The 17,490-nt window shown below is 54.8% G+C and carries 10 protein-coding genes; 6 read left to right on the top strand and 4 right to left on the bottom strand.

Translation table 11 applies throughout. The features are described from left to right. Positions 1-69 precede the first annotated feature (69 nt). Both nrdA and ubiG read right to left on the bottom strand, forming a co-directional pair. A complete protein-coding gene (nrdA, locus tag EXW94_RS08050) occupies positions 70-2,355 on the bottom strand; it encodes a class 1a ribonucleoside-diphosphate reductase subunit alpha (RefSeq protein ID WP_023312513.1) in 2,286 nt (761 codons plus the stop codon). A gap of 348 nt (positions 2,356-2,703) precedes the next feature. Further along, positions 2,704-3,432: a bifunctional 2-polyprenyl-6-hydroxyphenol methylase/3-demethylubiquinol 3-O-methyltransferase UbiG gene (gene ubiG, locus EXW94_RS08045; protein WP_174339872.1), complete on the bottom strand. Its 729-nt coding sequence runs from the start codon at positions 3,430-3,432 to the stop codon at positions 2,704-2,706. 146 nt (positions 3,433-3,578) lie between these two features. Between ubiG and gyrA the strand changes: the two genes are divergently transcribed. Next, positions 3,579-6,215, top strand: a complete 2,637-nt coding sequence (gene gyrA, locus EXW94_RS08040; RefSeq protein WP_089597934.1) for a DNA topoisomerase (ATP-hydrolyzing) subunit A — start codon at positions 3,579-3,581, stop codon at positions 6,213-6,215. A 135-nt stretch (positions 6,216-6,350) separates the two neighbouring features. Continuing rightward, positions 6,351-9,197 (top strand): two-component system sensor histidine kinase RcsC, encoded by a 2,847-nt coding sequence (gene rcsC / locus EXW94_RS08035; protein ID WP_120157801.1) that lies wholly within the window; start codon positions 6,351-6,353, stop codon positions 9,195-9,197. 111 nt (positions 9,198-9,308) lie between these two features. Here the strand turns inward: rcsC and rcsB are convergent, their stop codons facing one another. Both rcsB and rcsD read right to left on the bottom strand, forming a co-directional pair. Next, the gene (gene rcsB, locus EXW94_RS08030; protein ID WP_003859405.1) at positions 9,309-9,959 is read right to left on the bottom strand and encodes a response regulator transcription factor RcsB; all 651 of its coding nucleotides are present in this window, start codon (positions 9,957-9,959) and stop codon (positions 9,309-9,311) included. Between the two features lie 16 nt (positions 9,960-9,975). After that, positions 9,976-12,648, bottom strand: a complete 2,673-nt coding sequence (gene rcsD, locus EXW94_RS08025) for a phosphotransferase RcsD (RefSeq protein ID WP_174339871.1) — start codon at positions 12,646-12,648, stop codon at positions 9,976-9,978. Between the two features lie 742 nt (positions 12,649-13,390). Between rcsD and EXW94_RS08020 the strand changes: the two genes are divergently transcribed. From EXW94_RS08020 to alkB, 4 genes are all read left to right on the top strand, one after another. Continuing rightward, positions 13,391-14,482: a porin OmpC gene (locus EXW94_RS08020; protein ID WP_126816609.1), complete on the top strand. Its 1,092-nt coding sequence runs from the start codon at positions 13,391-13,393 to the stop codon at positions 14,480-14,482. Positions 14,483-14,586: 104 nt separating this feature from the next. Beyond that, positions 14,587-15,642 (top strand): FAD:protein FMN transferase ApbE, encoded by a 1,056-nt coding sequence (gene apbE, locus EXW94_RS08015; protein ID WP_174339870.1) that lies wholly within the window; start codon positions 14,587-14,589, stop codon positions 15,640-15,642. A gap of 72 nt (positions 15,643-15,714) precedes the next feature. Continuing rightward, positions 15,715-16,773, top strand: a complete 1,059-nt coding sequence (ada, locus tag EXW94_RS08010; RefSeq protein WP_174339869.1) for a bifunctional DNA-binding transcriptional regulator/O6-methylguanine-DNA methyltransferase Ada — start codon at positions 15,715-15,717, stop codon at positions 16,771-16,773. Then, positions 16,773-17,423, top strand: a complete 651-nt coding sequence (gene alkB, locus EXW94_RS08005; protein WP_174339868.1) for a DNA oxidative demethylase AlkB — start codon at positions 16,773-16,775, stop codon at positions 17,421-17,423. The genes ada and alkB overlap by 1 nt, the downstream gene beginning before the upstream one ends. Positions 17,424-17,490: the final 67 nt, after the last annotated feature.

Below are 17,490 nucleotides of genomic sequence, written 5' to 3'. Positions count from 1 at the left end.
TGAGAGATTTTGTCAGTCGGGCAAACAAAATCGTAGGCCGGGTAAGCGTAGCGCCACCCGGCATTTACATTAGATCTTACATGCGCCGCTTTCGCAGCCATCGTCCTGAATTGACGGCACCATGTCGTCCTGTGCGTCTTCTGCACCGTCACGGGTGTTGTGATAGTACAGGGTTTTCACGCCAAACTTATACGCGGTCAGCAGGTCTTTCAGCAGCTGCTGCATCGGAACCTTGCCGGACGGGAAGCGCGTCGGGTCATAGTTGGTATTGGCAGAGATCGACTGGTCGATAAACTTCTGCATGATACCCACCAGCTGCAGATAGCCGTCGTTGTTTGGCATTTCCCACAGCAGCTCGTAGTTGTTACCCAGCGTTTCGTAATCCGGTACCACCTGACGCAGCACGCCGTCTTTCGACGCTTTGATGCTGACGTGGCCGCGCGGTGGTTCAATGCCGTTGGTGGCGTTGGAGATCTGCGAAGAGGTCTCGGACGGCATCAGGGCAGAGAGCGTGGAGTTACGCAGGCCGTGGGTCTTGATGGACTCGCGCAGGCCTTCCCAGTCCAGGTGTAGCGGCTCGCTGACAATCGCATCCAGGTCTTTCTTGTAGGTGTCGATGGGCAGAATGCCTTTCGCGTAGGTGGTTTCGTTGAACCACGGGCACGCGCCTTGCTCTTTCGCCAGCTCGTTAGAGGCTTTCATCAGGTAGTACTGAATGGCTTCAAACGTCTGGTGCGTCAGGTTGTTGGCGCTGCCGTCAGAGTAACGCTTGCCGTTTTTCGCCAGCCAGTAGGCGAAGTTGATCACGCCGATACCCAGGGTACGACGACCCATCGCACCGCGTTTAGCGGCCGGGATTGGGTAATCCTGGTAGTCCAGCAGGGCGTCGAGCGCGCGAACCGCCAGCACGGCCAGCTCTTCCAGCTCGTCCAGGCTCTTAATCGCACCCAGGTTGAACGCGGACAGCGTACACAGCGCGATTTCGCCGTTTTCGTCGTTCACGTCTTCCAGCGGTTTGGTCGGCAGGGCGATCTCCAGGCACAGGTTGGACTGGCGCACTGGCGCAACCACCGGGTCAAACGGGCTGTGGGTGTTGCAGTGGTCCACGTTCTGGATGTAGATACGACCGGTAGAGGCTCGTTCCTGCATCATCAGGGAGAACAGGTCTACAGCCTTCACGCGCTGTTTGCGGATGCTGTCGTCTTTTTCGTATTTGGTGTACAGACGCTCGAACTCGTCCTGATCGGCGAAGAACGCATCATACAGGCCCGGGACGTCGGACGGGCTGAACAGGGTGATGTCTTCGCCCTTCAGCAGACGGGTGTACATCAGCTTGTTGATCTGCACGCCGTAGTCCATGTGACGCACGCGGTTGCCTTCCACGCCGCGGTTGTTTTTCAGGACCAGCAGGCTTTCCACTTCCAGGTGCCACATCGGGTAGAACAGGGTCGCAGCACCGCCGCGCACGCCGCCCTGAGAGCAGGATTTTACTGCCGTCTGGAAGTGCTTATAGAACGGAATACAGCCGGTGTGGAACGCTTCACCGCCGCGAATCGGGCTGCCCAGCGCACGGATGCGACCGGCATTAATGCCGATACCGGCGCGCTGGGAAACGTATTTCACGATGGCGCTGGAGGTGGCGTTGATGGAATCTAGGCTGTCACCACACTCGATCAGTACGCAGGAGCTGAACTGACGGGTTGGGGTGCGCACGCCAGACATGATTGGCGTCGGCAGAGAAATCTTGAACGTCGATACCGCATCGTAGAAACGCTTCACGTATTCCAGACGGGTGTCGCGCGGGTAGTTAGAGAACAGGCAGGCGGCCACCAGAATATAGAGGAACTGGGCGCTCTCGTAGATTTCGCCCGTCACACGGTTCTGAACCAGGTATTTGCCTTCGAGCTGCTTCACCGCCGCGTAGGAGAAGTTCATGTCGCGCCAGTGATCGATAAACCCGTTCATCTGCTCGAACTCTTCTTCCGTATAGTCTTCCAGCAGATGCGTGTCGTATTTGCCCAGCTCGACCATTTTCACCACGTGATCGTACAGCTTAGGCGGCTCAAACTGGCCGTAGGCTTTTTTACGCAGGTGGAAAATCGCCAGACGTGCAGCGAGGTACTGATAATCCGGTGCTTCACGGGAGATCAGATCCGCCGCTGCCTTGATGATGGTTTCATGGATATCAGACGTTTTGATGCCGTCGTAGAACTGGATGTGGGAACGCAGTTCAACCTGGGAGATAGATACGTTGTTCAGTCCTTCTGCTGCCCAGTCGAGAACTCGATGGATTTTGTCCAGATTGATACGCTCGGTGGTACCGTCGCGCTTTGTCACCAGCAGACTCTGATTCATGTGGGGTTTACCTGTCCGTGAAATAAAAAAATATCCCCCGCTTATCCACAGATCCGTCTTGTGACTAACTCTGTGGATAAATACTACATATAGGGGGTTTGCGATAAGAAAAACGCTATATGGTGAGTATTCTAGTATCGAATCTTTTCAGCACAAGGGTTGATTTTGACGTTAAATTGAGGTTGTGAAAGGGTAAAAAAGGCTAAGTCCTCGTACCGTAAGGCCTGGAAGACATGTCAATAATTAAGAAAAAAAATTCAAAATTTGATCGAGTGCTGATTTCTTCAACGGGAGGTCAGAATTGCGCAACATGATGTCGCGCAATCTTTATAAGAATAACGAATGACGTTAGTCGTTTTTGGCGGTGGTATGCAACATATAGTTAACATCTACGCCCGGTGCGAGCTTGAATTTATCGGTCAGCGGATTGTAGTGCAGGCCGGTGATGTGTTGCTCTTTGAGCCACGTCTGGTCAACCCAGCTTAACAGCTCCGCAGGCTTGATGAATTTCTTCACGTCGTGTGTCCCTTTCGGCACCATGCGCAGCACGTACTCCGCGCCGACGACGGCCATCAGCCAGGCTTTGCCGTTGCGATTGATGGTCGAGAAGAAGACCTGTCCGCCCGGTTTCACCAGTTTTGCACAGGCGTGCACCACGGACTGCGGATCGGGAACGTGCTCCAGCATCTCCATGCAGGTCACCACATCGTACTGATGAGCATGTTTTGCCGCGTGCTCTTCCACGGTTTCCTGCACGTATTCCACCTGAATGCCGGACTCCAGCGCGTGAAGGCGGGCAACCTGCAGCGGTTCAAAGCCCATATCCAGGCCGATAACGGTGGCCCCTTCGCGCGCCATGCTTTCAGCCAGGATGCCGCCGCCGCAGCCGACGTCGAGCACTTTCTTACCGAACAGACCGCCGGAACGCTCCGCGATATAGCCCAGACGCAGCGGGTTAATGCGATGCAGAGGTTTGAACTCACCTTCGAGATCCCACCAGCGGGACGCCACCGCTTCAAATTTGGCAATCTCTTCGTGGTCAACGTTGTGAGCCACCGGGGATTTTTCGGCATTCATGGGCGCTTTTACTCCTTATTTAGCAAGACAAAGGAGTATATCAGCCCGCGCGGGTGAATAAAGCTTATTGGTTTACCTCAATCACCGCGGCTGTGTTATAATTTGCGACCTTTGAATCCGGGATACAGTAGAGGGATAGCGGTTAGATGAGCGACCTTGCGAGAGAAATTACACCGGTTAACATCGAGGAAGAGCTGAAGAGCTCCTATCTGGACTATGCGATGTCGGTCATTGTTGGCCGTGCGCTGCCGGACGTCCGCGATGGCCTTAAGCCGGTACACCGTCGCGTACTATACGCCATGAACGTATTGGGCAATGACTGGAATAAAGCCTATAAAAAATCTGCCCGCGTCGTGGGTGACGTCATCGGTAAATATCACCCGCATGGTGATACCGCCGTTTATGACACCATCGTCCGTATGGCGCAGCCATTCTCCTTGCGCTACATGCTGGTAGATGGTCAGGGTAACTTTGGTTCTGTTGACGGCGACTCCGCAGCGGCGATGCGTTATACGGAAATCCGTATGTCGAAAATCGCCCACGAGCTGATGGCCGACCTGGAAAAAGAGACCGTTGATTTCGTCGATAACTACGACGGCACCGAGCGCATTCCTGATGTTATGCCAACCAAGATCCCGAACCTGTTAGTAAACGGTTCATCCGGTATCGCGGTCGGTATGGCTACCAACATTCCGCCACACAACATCACCGAAGTGATCAACGGCTGCCTGGCCTATATCGACGATGAAGAGATCAGCATTGAAGGGCTGATGGAACACATCCCGGGCCCGGACTTCCCGACGGCGGCGATCATCAACGGTCGTCGCGGTATTGAAGAAGCCTACCGCACCGGTCGCGGCAAGATTTACATCCGTGCCCGCGCCGAAGTGGAAGCGGACGCCAAAACGGGTCGTGAAACCATTATCGTTCACGAGATCCCGTATCAGGTGAACAAAGCGCGTCTGATTGAAAAAATCGCCGAGCTGGTAAAAGAAAAACGTGTTGAAGGTATCAGCGCGCTGCGTGACGAGTCTGACAAAGACGGTATGCGCATCGTGATTGAGATCAAACGTGACGCGGTGGGTGAGGTTGTGCTGAACAACCTGTACTCCCAGACTCAGCTCCAGGTTTCCTTCGGTATCAACATGGTTGCACTGCACCATGGTCAGCCGAAGATCATGAACCTGAAAGAGATCCTGAGCGCGTTCGTGCGTCACCGCCGTGAAGTGGTGACCCGCCGTACTATCTTCGAGCTGCGTAAAGCGCGTGACCGTGCCCACATCCTTGAAGCGCTGGCCGTTGCACTGGCAAACATTGACCCGATCATTGAGCTGATTCGCCGTGCGCCGACGCCGGCGGAAGCGAAAGCGGCATTAGTGGCCCGTCCTTGGGCGCTGGGTAACGTTTCTGCGATGCTCGAACGTGCGGGCGACGACGCGGCACGTCCTGAGTGGCTGGAGCCTGAATTCGGCGTGCGCGACGGTCAGTACTATCTGACCGAGCAGCAGGCACAGGCGATTCTGGATCTGCGTCTGCAGAAACTGACCGGCCTTGAGCATGAAAAACTGCTCGACGAATACAAAGAGCTGCTGGAACAGATTGCTGAGCTGCTGCATATCCTGGGTAGCGCAGACCGCCTGATGGAAGTGATCCGCGAAGAGCTGGAGCTGGTTCGCGATCAGTTCGGTGATGCGCGTCGCACCGAAATCACCGCAAACAGCTCTGATATCAACATTGAAGATCTGATCAACCGCGAAGATGTGGTGGTCACCCTGTCTCACCAGGGCTATGTGAAGTATCAACCGCTGACCGACTACGAAGCACAGCGTCGTGGCGGTAAAGGGAAATCTGCGGCACGTATTAAAGAAGAAGACTTTATTGACCGTCTGCTGGTGGCGAACACCCATGACACGATCCTCTGCTTCTCAAGCCGTGGTCGTCTCTACTGGATGAAAGTCTATCAGCTGCCGGAAGCAAGCCGTGGCGCGCGTGGCCGTCCAATCGTCAACCTGCTGCCGCTGGAAGCGAATGAACGTATCACCGCTATCCTGCCGGTACGCGAGTACGAAGAGGGCGTGAACGTCTTTATGGCGACCGCGAGCGGTACCGTGAAGAAAACCGCGCTGACCGAATTCAGCCGTCCGCGTTCGGCCGGTATTATCGCCGTGAACCTGAACGAAGGCGACGAACTGATCGGTGTGGATCTGACCTCCGGTTCTGATGAAGTGATGCTGTTCTCCGCCGCCGGTAAAGTGGTGCGTTTCAAAGAGAACGCGGTCCGCGCAATGGGCCGTACGGCAACAGGCGTTCGTGGGATCAAACTGGCGGGTGAAGACTCCGTTGTTTCCCTGATCGTTCCACGCGGCGAAGGGGCTATCCTGACCGTCACGCAGAACGGCTACGGTAAACGTACGGCGGAAAGCGAATATCCGACGAAGTCCCGTGGTACGCAGGGCGTTATCTCTATCAAAGTGACCGAGCGCAACGGTTCCGTTGTCGGCGCGGTGCAGGTGGACGACGCCGACCAGATCATGATGATCACCGATGCCGGTACGCTGGTGCGTACTCGCGTATCTGAGATCAGCGTGGTGGGTCGTAACACCCAGGGCGTGATCCTCATCCGTACAGCGGAAGATGAAAACGTGGTGGGTCTGCAGCGCGTTGCTGAGCCTGTAGATGACGAAGAACTCGACTCCATCGATGGTACGGTAGCGGAAGGCGATGATGAAATCGCGCCGGAAGCGGACACCGACGAAGATGCAGCGGATGACGCTGACGAGTAATGTCTCCTGACGCAAAAAGGGCCGGTTTCCGGCCCTTTTCTTTTGCACAAGCAGACAAGTGAACGTTGCGACAAGCCGCGTTTACCGCTACCTTAACCACATTCTTTTTGACCCCGATGGCGGAGCCTCGCCCCTTTGAAATACCTCGTCTCCTTTCGTACCACGCTGAAAGTCTCTCGCTATCTGTTCCGGGCGCTGGCGCTACTGCTTTGGTTGCTGGTGGCTCTGTTCTCGGTGTTTTTCATCGTTAATGCGCTACACCAGAAAGAAGCGGAGATCCGCCAGGAGTTTAATCTCAGCTCCGATCAGGCTCAGCGCTACATTCAGCGCACCTCTGACGTCATGAAGGAGCTGAAGTACATTGCCGAGAATCGCCTGACGGCGGAAAACGGTATTCTTGCCATTCGTGGGCGCAATGATAAAACTGAAGTGCCCGACTTTGAGCCCCTGTTCCCGGACTCTGACTGCTCCGCAATGGGCAGCACCTGGCGCGGCTCGCTGGAATCGCTGGCGTGGTTTATGCGCTACTGGCGTGACAACTTCTCCGCGGCCTATGACCTGAACCGCGTGTACCTGATTGGCAGCGAAAATCTCTGCATGGCCGATTTTGGCCTGCGCGACATGCCCGTAGAGCGTGATGACGCGCTGAAGAGCCTGCATGAGCGTATTGTGAAATACCGCAATGCGCCGCAGGACGAGCGCGGGAATAACATCTTCTGGATTAGCCAGGGTCCGCGCACGGGCGTGGGCTACTTCTATGCCCTGACGCCGGTGTATCTGGGCAACCGCCTGCAGGCGCTGCTGGGCATTGAACAAACCATCCGCATGGAAAACTTCTTCACGCCGGGCAGCCTGCCGATGGGGGTGACCATTCTCGATGAAAACGGTCATTCCCTGATCTCCCTCGCCGGACCGGATAACCGTTTGAACGTTGATCCGCACTGGATGCAGGAGCGGTCGTGGTTTGGCTATACCTCCGGTTTCCGCGAGCTGGTGTTGAAGAAAAGTCTGCCGCCTTCGTCGCTCAGCATTGTCTATTCGGTGCCGGTGGATATGGTGCTTGAACGCATTCGCATCCTGATCCTCAACGCCATTTTGCTGAATATCGCGGTGGGCGTGGCGCTGTTTATGCTGGCGCGCATGTATGAGCGGCGGATATTTATTCCGGCTGAGGCAGACGCCCAGCGTCTCGAAGAACATGAGCAGTTTAACCGTAAGATTGTCGCCTCTGCGCCGGTGGGGATCTGTATCCTGCGCACCCAGGACGGCACCAATATCCTCAGTAACGAGCTGGCGCATAACTACCTGAACATGCTGACGCATGAGGACAGGCAGCGGCTGACGCAGATTATCTGCGGGCAGCAGGTTAACTTTGTGGACGTGCTGACCAGCACCCACACCAACCTGCAAATCAGCTTCGTGCATTCGCGCTATCGCAATGAAAACGTGGCCATTTGCGTGCTGGTGGATGTCTCCGCGCGCGTGAAAATGGAAGAGTCGCTTCAGGAGATGGCGCAGGCGGCCGAGCAGGCCAGCCAGTCGAAATCGATGTTCCTTGCTACCGTCAGCCACGAGCTGCGCACGCCGCTTTACGGGATCATCGGTAACCTCGATCTGCTGCAGACGAAAGAGCTGCCGAAAGGGGTTGATCGCCTGGTCACGGCGATGAACAACTCTTCAAGCCTGCTGCTGAAAATCATTAGCGATATTCTCGATTTCTCAAAAATTGAGTCAGAGCAGCTGAAAATCGAGCCGCGCGAGTTTTCCCCGCGCGAGGTCATGAACCATATTAGCGCCAACTATCTGCCGCTGGTGGTGCGTAAACAGCTGGGACTGTACTGCTTTATCGAACCGGACGTGCCGCTGACGCTGCACGGCGATCCGATGCGCCTGCAGCAGGTCATCTCCAACCTGTTGAGCAACGCCATCAAATTTACCGATATCGGCTGTATTGTGCTGCACGTGTGCCGCGCAGGGGACTATCTGACTATCCGCGTGCGTGATACGGGCGTGGGCATCCCGGCGAAGGAGGTGGTCCGTCTGTTCGACCCGTTCTTCCAGGTCGGGACGGGCGTGCAGCGTAACTTCCAGGGCACCGGGCTGGGGCTGGCGATTTGTGAAAAGCTCATCAGCATGATGGACGGGGATATCTCCGTCGATACCGAACCGGGCATGGGAAGCCAGTTCACCATCCGTATTCCGCTCTACTCGGCGCAGTATCCGGCTAAAACGACGGTCGATGGGCTGAGCGACAAGCGCTGCTGGCTGGCGGTGCATAACGCTTCGCTCAATGATTATCTGACGGCGCTGCTTAACCACAGTGGCGTACGGGTATGCCGATATGAAGGGCAGACTCCGGACGTGGACGATATGCTGATCGCTGACGACATGCCGGAACAGGCGTGGCCGGGAAGAGGGGTGATCATGTTCTGCCGTCGCCACATTGGAATTCCGCTGGAGCGCGCGCCGGGGGAATGGGTGCACAGCGTGGCGACCCCGCATGAGCTGTTAGGGCTACTGGCGCGCATATACAGCGTACAGCTTGAAGACAGCGATGGTGCAACGGCACTGCCGTCACCGGATGCGCTGGCGTCGGTGAATGACGATATGATGATTCTGGTGGTGGACGACCATCCGATCAACCGCCGCCTGCTGGCCGACCAGCTTGGCTCGCTCGGATATCAGTGTAAAACCGCCAACGACGGCGTCGATGCGCTGAACGTGCTGAGTAAAAACCATATTGATATCGTGCTGAGCGACGTGAATATGCCAAACATGGACGGCTACCGTCTGACGCAGCGCATTCGCCAGCTTGGCCTGACGCTGCCGGTCGTTGGCGTGACGGCGAACGCCCTGGCGGAAGAGAAGCAGCGCTGCCTGGAGTCTGGCATGGACAGCTGCCTGTCGAAGCCGGTGACGCTGGACGTATTGAAGCAGACGTTGTCTGTTTATGCGGACCGCGTGAGAAAAACCAGAATATAAAAAAAGGCCCGCGAGGGCCTTTTTATTTGCCCGGCGGCGCTGCGCTTGCGCGGGCCTACGGGTTTTGTAGGCCGGGTAAGCGTGAGCGCCACCCGGCATTTACAGTGGGGATCAATCCTTGTCCGTTGCGCTCAGCGTCACGGAGGAGAGATAGTTGAGCAGCGCAATATCATTGTCCACACCCAGCTTCATCATTGCTGATTTCTTCTGGCTGCTGATGGTTTTAATACTGCGGTTCAGCTTCTTGGCAATCTCGGTTACCAGGAAACCTTCTGCGAAGAGACGCAGAACTTCGCTCTCTTTTGGAGACAGGCGCTTGTCGCCATAGCCACCCGCGCTGATTTTCTCCAGCAGGCGGGAGACGCTTTCAGGCGTGAATTTCTTGCCTTTTTGCAGCGCTGCTAGCGCTTTTGGCAGGTCGGTTGGTGCACCTTGCTTCAGCACAATCCCTTCGATATCCAGATCCAACACTGCGCTCAGAATCGCCGGGTTGTTGTTCATGGTCAGAACGATGATCGAGATGTCCGGGAAGTGACGTTTAATGTATTTGATGAGCGTGATCCCATCACCGTATTTGTCTCCAGGCATGGACAGGTCGGTAATGAGCACGTGTGCATCAAGTTTAGGAAGGTTATTGATCAGTGCTGTAGAGTCTTCAAATTCACCGACTACATTCACCCACTCGATCTGTTCAAGTGATTTGCGAATACCGAACAGTACAATCGGATGGTCATCGGCAATAATTACGTTCATATTGTTCATGTATAAGGCTACCTTGCTACAGCAAGCTCTTGACATAGGTGTCAATGTCGCTGATGTATTTTTCAATGCCAGAGGCATCTTTCTCACGAATTAGATGTTCCAGCGTTTCACATAACTGCTTGCCGGGAACCAGATTAAGCATGGCAAACACCCCTTTAAGCCGGTGTGCTGTCTGTGCCAGCGCTGCAAAATCATTCGCAGCGGACTCAGTATACAACCGCTTAACATCATCTGGTACTGTATCAACAAAGAGTGAATAGTATCCGCTGGCGTGGAGCTCGGCATTTTCATTGCCGCCTAACGGTGATTCCGCTATCTCTTCCTGCGCCAGTTGCTCTTCTATAAGTTGTAGTACAGCTTCCTGCATCGCATTGCTTATATTAAAGTTGACGCGCAGCTGGCCTGGGCCGATTTTTCGCACGCCTGACTCATCATCGCTTAAAAGCAAGCCTGTGGCAGTAAGATTAGACGGATTATCAGTTAAAAATAGATCAAATTCTTGACTCGTAAGCCTTTCGTCCGGCGTGATGCAGGCCGCACCCCAGTTTTCTAACTGGCGAACCACGATATTGCGGATCTCGTTTGAGGTCACATCGACCATCACCACCACATCATCCAGCAGACGTTCTTCATCTTCTTCCTGTGGATTCGCCGCCATTTTGACATGCAGCGAGTAGCGTGTGCCGAGGGATTCACGCGCCTTAATATTCAGATGACCGCCCAGTTTACGTGCCAGCTGATCGCACAGCCAGAAGGTGAGGGCGTTCGCTTTGCCGTAGTGATCACTCTGGGTATCGTTCAGGAACGGGAAGTGCAGATTATCAATTTCACTTACGGTGACGCCTTCACCCGTGTCCAGAATACGGAACGTCAGGCGATCCTCCGTCGATTCGTCAGTGCTGACTTCGAGAGTAATCTTCCCGATCTGGGTGGTGGTGACCGAATACTGGATCAGCATCAGCAGGATCCGACGCAGCGCTTCGCGATCGCCATGGCGCTCGTCATTCGCCGGGAGGTGGTTGTTGATCAGCAGCTGCAGCCCTTTGCGCTTAATGACCGGGAGCACCTCCGGAACCACTTCATCGATCAGATCCTGGATAGAAAAGAGCGTTGGGGTGCCTTTCCAGATGTCATTTTCCAGCATGTTTGCGAGCTGGATTTCGTCGACCATACGCACCAGCGACTCGGCCTGGCTCGTCAACTGCTGGCCTTCTGGCGTATTCAGGCCCGCAGCCTGAGCAGCCAGCGTTTTTAACGGTTGTTTGAACGCATCACCAATATTTTGCATAAACGCCGTGCGGCCATGCTGGTTTTTCTCGTAAAGCCGCTGCGCCTGCTTGAGCTTTTTGTTGACCAGCACTTCACGGTCCTGATCGCGAATAACAAAGATTTGCGTACGGGATGCAACCTGGCTGCTGAACTGACGGATCTCATACAGCTCGTTATTAATGGTCGCCTGAATTACCCCCTGGTGCTGGTCCGCCATCGCCGTGATGTTCTGCAGGTTGAGGTGGGGCAGAAGGTGATCGGCAATCTTGTTGCTCATCACTGTGCGGTTGGCTTCCTGATCGTGAACAAGCACCCCGAGCGGCAGGACCGAAATAATCTCTTCATTCAGAGCGCGCAATACGCGAAGTTCATTACTGGTGCCCGCAGAGACAGCCGAGGTGTCACTCTGACGTCCCGGCTGGAAGCGGAACGTGCTGTAGCCAAACAGCGCCAGCGCCAGCAGACCGATGTTCAGCAGCAGCGGCAGCAGGATGTTTTGCAATGTATCAAGCAGCAAGGTGCCAAACGGCACCTGCCACACCAGACGCATGCCGGTTGAATTTAACGATGACGCAATTTCAATTTTTGAGCCGTTAAATGAAATAGAGACACTCTCGGCCCCTTCTTTATCCGGCGGGTTGCGCAGGTTTTGCGTACTGTTGTCAGGCTCCAGACGGAAGCTGTCCAGCGGCATGTCTGGCGGGATCAGGTCATTGATCGGCAGATCGAACGCCACCACGGTTGCGAGGTGTCCCGGCTGGTTAAACGTCGTGCGCAGCGTAAAGTAATGCCCATTTTGCCAGGCCAGACGGCGCAAAGAGGAGAAACTCTCGCGCTCATCCAGGGCGTTGGCTTGCTGCAACATTTCTGCGCGGCGTGAATCCACAATGCTGCCTACCGTCGTCTCTTTAAATCCGGATGAGAGGTCTTTGAGCGGCAGGGTAGAGATCAGGATCATGCTGTTGTCCTGACCGTTCAGGTAGTACATCGACCAGGGCACGGTCTCTGCGCCCCACAGAGTATCAAGATAGGTTGAAATGCGCTGCGTCATCTCAAGCGTCGCGCTGTCATGCGAACCGAAAATCAGGGCTTCTGTCTTACGCTGAGGTTTTTCCAGGTAATACACATCCTGCTTAAGGCGTGTCTCCTGTAATCCTTCCCCGGTGGTGGTTGCGGGCGCGGCGGCAATGTTGTCGTAGATCTGCCAGGTCGCATAGCGCCATGTGTCGATCCGTTTGTGGACCGCATGAGTGATATCAACGATCTGGTAACTCTTGTCCTTCAGCCAGGCATTGACCGCACTTTGAACCATGACCCCCATCGTGACCAACAGCACAACGATCAATAGAAGAAAGAAACGGGTGATGCTCCCGGGAAGGAGGGAGAATTTGCTCAGGGCGGTAGTTTCAGTCTGACTCATTGATATCTTTAACCCGTGATGGCCGTGCTTTAAGGGGATACGGCAGTATAAAGGGTAAAACCTGAATTTCCAGCGTCATGGTCTGAGAATGACGGACTTTTTCCACGAAGAATGTCGGCAGTGCTCGGTGCGTAAAATATGTACAAATGACGGCGGGGTGTATAAATATAAATCGACATCTTTCCGGGAATAGCACGAATAAACAAGAAATTGAGTTTTGTAGAAATGATGCGGGTCCGCGAAGGGTCAGTGGGCGATTTAGTTAATAGTCGTTACGATTTCGGGGCGGTAGCACAAGAAAAATATAATTGCGTAAAGAAAGGTAAAAAAAAACCGAACGCTCGGCATTCGGTTCAATTAGGGATAAACAGACATTCAAAACTGAATGACGGTAATAAATAAAGTTAATGATGATAGCGAGAGTTATTTTAGTGATATTGGCTTGTTTTGTTTTATCATTCAGTGCTGTCATGGGTTTTTATGTAATGGTATGATTTTAAGCTTCTTTTTTTTCATTTTGATTATTGGTGCTATATTTTTGACCCTTGCGTGCTTTGTAAAAGTTCCTTGATATTTACAAATTGAAACATCTTGATAGATAAATGAAACATCTTAAAAGTTTTCGTATCATATTCCCGTTGGATTATTCTGTATTTTTGAGGAGAATGAAGTTGCCGACTGGTTAAGAGGGTTAATCAGTAAGCAGTGGTAATAATAAGGCATATAACAGAGGGTTAATAAAATGAAAGTTAAAGTACTGTCCCTCCTGGTACCAGCACTGCTGGTAGCAGGCGCAGCAAATGCGGCTGAAATTTATAACAAAGACGGCAACAAATTAGATCTGTACGGTAAAGTTGATGGTCTGCACTATTTCTCTGATGACGACAGCGTTGACGGCGACCAGACCTACATGCGTCTTGGCTTCAAGGGCGAAACGCAGGTTAATGACCAGCTGACCGGTTACGGCCAGTGGGAATACCAGATTCAGGGTAACTCCGGCGAAAACGAAAACAACTCCTGGACGCGTGTGGCGTTCGCGGGTCTGAAATTTGCTGACGCGGGTTCTTTCGATTACGGTCGTAACTACGGTGTTGTTTACGATGTCACCTCCTGGACTGACGTACTGCCAGAATTCGGCGGCGACACCTACGGTTCTGACAACTTCATGCAGCAGCGTGGTAATGGCTTCGCGACCTACCGTAACCAGGACTTCTTCGGTCTGGTTGATGGCCTGAACTTCGCGCTGCAGTATCAGGGTAAAAACGGTAGCGTAAGCGGTGAAGATCAGACCAACAACGGTCGTTCTGCACTCCGTCAGAACGGTGATGGCTACGGTGGTTCTATCACTTACGATCTGGGCGAAGGCTTCGGTATCGGTACTGCTCTGACCAGCTCTAAACGTACCAACTCCCAGAACGACATGGGCTTCGGTACCGGCGATCGTGCTGACACCTACACCGGTGGTCTGAAATACGACGCGAACAACCTCTACCTGGCTGCACAGTACACTCAGACCTACAACGCGACCCGCGCGGGCGATCTGGGCTGGGCTAACAAAGCACAGAACTTCGAAGTGGTTGCACAGTACCAGTTCGACTTCGGTCTGCGTCCATCCGTGGCTTACCTGCAGTCTAAAGGTAAGGATCTGGAAAACGGCTACGGCGACCAGGATATCCTGAAATATGTTGACGTGGGCGCGACTTACTACTTCAACAAAAACATGTCCACCTATGTCGATTACAAAATCAACCTGCTGGACGAGAACGACTTCACTCGTAGCGCTGGCATCAGCACTGACGATGTCGTCGCGCTGGGTCTGGTTTACCAGTTCTAATCGCTTCATTGCGTGACTAAGGGGCCTTCTGGCCCCTTTTTTTGGGTCTTACAACGAGACCATTTTGGTGTACTCTTGCCGCCCTGGCATGAGGATAATAATGAATGGATATGACTTTTTTACGCGCCAGCGTTCTGGCTACGCTTTTTTTCCTGACAGCGTGTGACGCGCCTACCCCCTCAGCACAAACTGACGCGCCAGCGGCGACGGTGCTGGAAGGGAAAACGATGGGCACCTTCTGGCGCGTGAGCGTCATGCATCTCGACACGGCGCGGGCTGACGAACTTCGCGGCAAAATTCAGTCCCAGCTCGACGCTGACGACCAGCTGCTTTCAACCTATAAAAACGACTCAGCGCTCATGCGTTTTAACCTCTCAACCAGTACCTCTCTGTGGCCGGTGAGTGAAGCCATGGCCGATATTGTGACGGAGTCGATGCGCGTGGGGTATAAAACCAACGGCGCGATGGACGTGACCGTCGGGCCGCTGGTGAATCTGTGGGGATTTGGCCCCAACAAGCAGCCGGTGACCACGCCTGACCAGGCGGCGATTGATGACGCCCGCGCGCGCACCGGGCTGCAACACCTGACGGTCATTAACCAGTACGGTCAACAATATCTGCAAAAAGACATTCCCGATCTGTTTGTCGATCTCTCAACGGTAGGCGAGGGGTATGCGGCAGATCATCTTGCGGCGCTGATGGAGCGGGAAGGCATTTCCCGCTATCTGGTCTCGGTGGGCGGTGCGCTCGTCAGCCGGGGGATGAACGCCAGCGGCAAACCGTGGCGGGTGGCCATTCAAAAACCCACCGATCGGCAAAACGCGGTGCAGGCGATTGTGGATATCAACGGCCACGGGATCAGCACCTCGGGAAGCTATCGAAACTATTATGAGCTCGACGGCAAACGCATTTCGCATGTCATCGATCCGCAGACCGGCCGTCCGATTACCCATAATCTGGTTTCCGTTACGGTGATCGCGCCGACGGCACTGGAAGCGGACGCCTGGGATACCGGCCTGATGGTGCTCGGTCCGGAAAAGGCTAAAGAGGTGGCGCGGCAGGAACAGCTCGCGGTCTACATGATCACCAAAGAGGACGACGGGTTCAAAACCTGGAGCTCGCCGCAGTTTACGGGCTTCCTGGTGAGTGAAAAAAATTAAAAAGCAAGGTTGCGGGTTTTTGTTCGGTGGCACTCGGGCAAGGTAGGATTATGCTTGTAAGAGGAGCTGATGATGAAAAACGTAACCTTTACTACCGATGAAGATCGCTGGCAAGCCGTGCTTGGCCGCGATCCTCGCGCCGATAATCAGTTTGTCTTTGCGGTTCAGACGACGGGGATCTATTGCCGCCCGTCCTGCCGTGCCCGCCACGCGCTGCGTAAAAATGTCCGCTTCTATCCTGATGCTCAGCACGCTGTTCAGGACGGCTTTCGCCCCTGCAAACGCTGTATGCCGGACAAGCTCAACCCACATCAGCAGACGCTGGCGAAAGTTGAACAGGCCTGCCGCCTGCTGGAGCAGGATCCGGCGTTAACGCTGGAGGCGTTGGCGCAGAAGGTCGCCAGCAGTCCTTTCCATTTCCACCGTCTGTTTAAATCCGTGACCGGCATGACGCCTAAAGCCTGGCAGCAGGCCGCGCGGGAACACCGTCTGCGCAGCGCGCTGGCGCAGGGGGATAAAATTACCGACGCTGTACTGGCGGCAGGGTTTCCCGATAGCAGCAGTTATTACCGGAAAGCCGATGAGGCGTTGGGGATGACGGCGAAGCAGTACCGCAGCGGGGATGTCGCGGTTCGTTACGCCATCAGCGACTGTTCCCTGGGGCGTTGTCTGGTTGGCGAAAGCGAGCGTGGGATCTGCGCAATCCTGCTGGGTGACGACGATGCGACTTTAGAAGGGGAGCTGTTGACGCTGTTTCCCCGCGCGGAGCGAGAAGTGCTTGAAGGTCCGTTCGCGCAGCGCATCCAGCAGGTGATGAGCACTATTGACAGCCGCTCGGTGCCGCTGGCGCTTCCGCTGGATATCCGCGGAACGGCTTTTCAGCAGCAGGTCTGGCAGGCACTGCGTGCTATCCCTTGTGGTGAAACGGCAAGCTACCAACAGGTGGCAAAGGCGATGGGTAAACCCAATGCCGTACGCGCCGTGGCAGGCGCCTGCGCCGCAAACAAACTGGCGATCGTCATTCCCTGCCATCGCGTAGTGCGAAACGACGGGGCGCTTTCGGGTTATCGTTGGGGGACGGCACGAAAAGCGATATTGCTTAAACGTGAGGCGAGTCGCCGGGAGGAATAATGCTCGATCTTTTTGCCGATGCGGAGCCCTGGCAGGAGCCGCTCGCGCCGGGGGCAGTGATTCTGCGCCGCTTTGCGCTTTCCCGCGCCGCCGCGTTACTGACAGGCATTGATGAGGTGGCGGCCGTCTCGCCATTTCGCCATATGGTGACGCCGGGCGGGTATACCATGTCGGTGGCGATGACCAACTGCGGTCAACTCGGCTGGGCGACCAACGAACGCGGCTACCTGTATGCACCGAATGATCCCACCACCGGCAGGCCGTGGCCGCCGATGCCGGATGCGTTTCAGCGACTCTGCCACGAGGCTGCGGTTGCCGCCGGGTATGCCGATTTTCAGCCGGATGCCTGTCTGATCAACCGCTATGCCGTCGGGGCAAAACTGTCGCTGCATCAGGATAAGGATGAGCCGGATCTGCGCGCCCCAATCGTTTCGGTCTCTCTGGGTCTGCCCGCTGTCTTTCAGTTTGGTGGATTACATCGTAACGACCCGCTTAAGCGTCTGATGCTGGAGCACGGTGATGTGGTGGTCTGGGGCGGCGAGTCGAGGCTCTTTTATCACGGCATTCAACCGCTTAAACCTGGTGTTCACCCGCAAACGGGGGCGTTTCGCTTTAACCTGACGTTCCGTCAGGCGGCTTATGGCGAATAAAAATAAGAATTATTCTTGATGTAAACGCAAGGCAGTTTACACTGCGGGCTGATTTTCTTGTCCGGAT

The organism is Enterobacter sp. JMULE2, from assembly GCF_013337145.1.
Lineage (GTDB): Bacteria > Pseudomonadota > Gammaproteobacteria > Enterobacterales > Enterobacteriaceae > Enterobacter > Enterobacter mori.
This window is presented reverse-complemented; position numbering and strand designations above follow the sequence as displayed.

Excerpts from the sequence above, each read along its gene's own strand:
- nrdA (WP_023312513.1), bottom strand. The coding sequence starts at position 2,355 with ATGAATCAGAGTCTGCTGGTGACAAAGCGCGACGGTACCACCGAGCGT.
- ubiG (WP_174339872.1), bottom strand. The coding sequence starts at position 3,432 with ATGAATGCCGAAAAATCCCCGGTGGCTCACAACGTTGACCACGAAGAG.
- gyrA (WP_089597934.1), top strand. The coding sequence starts at position 3,579 with ATGAGCGACCTTGCGAGAGAAATTACACCGGTTAACATCGAGGAAGAG.
- rcsB (WP_003859405.1), bottom strand. The coding sequence starts at position 9,959 with ATGAACAATATGAACGTAATTATTGCCGATGACCATCCGATTGTACTG.
- rcsD (WP_174339871.1), bottom strand. The coding sequence starts at position 12,648 with ATGAGTCAGACTGAAACTACCGCCCTGAGCAAATTCTCCCTCCTTCCC.
- EXW94_RS08020 (WP_126816609.1), top strand. The coding sequence starts at position 13,391 with ATGAAAGTTAAAGTACTGTCCCTCCTGGTACCAGCACTGCTGGTAGCA.
- apbE (WP_174339870.1), top strand. The coding sequence starts at position 14,587 with ATGGATATGACTTTTTTACGCGCCAGCGTTCTGGCTACGCTTTTTTTC.
- ada (WP_174339869.1), top strand. The coding sequence starts at position 15,715 with ATGAAAAACGTAACCTTTACTACCGATGAAGATCGCTGGCAAGCCGTG.
- alkB (WP_174339868.1), top strand. The coding sequence starts at position 16,773 with ATGCTCGATCTTTTTGCCGATGCGGAGCCCTGGCAGGAGCCGCTCGCG.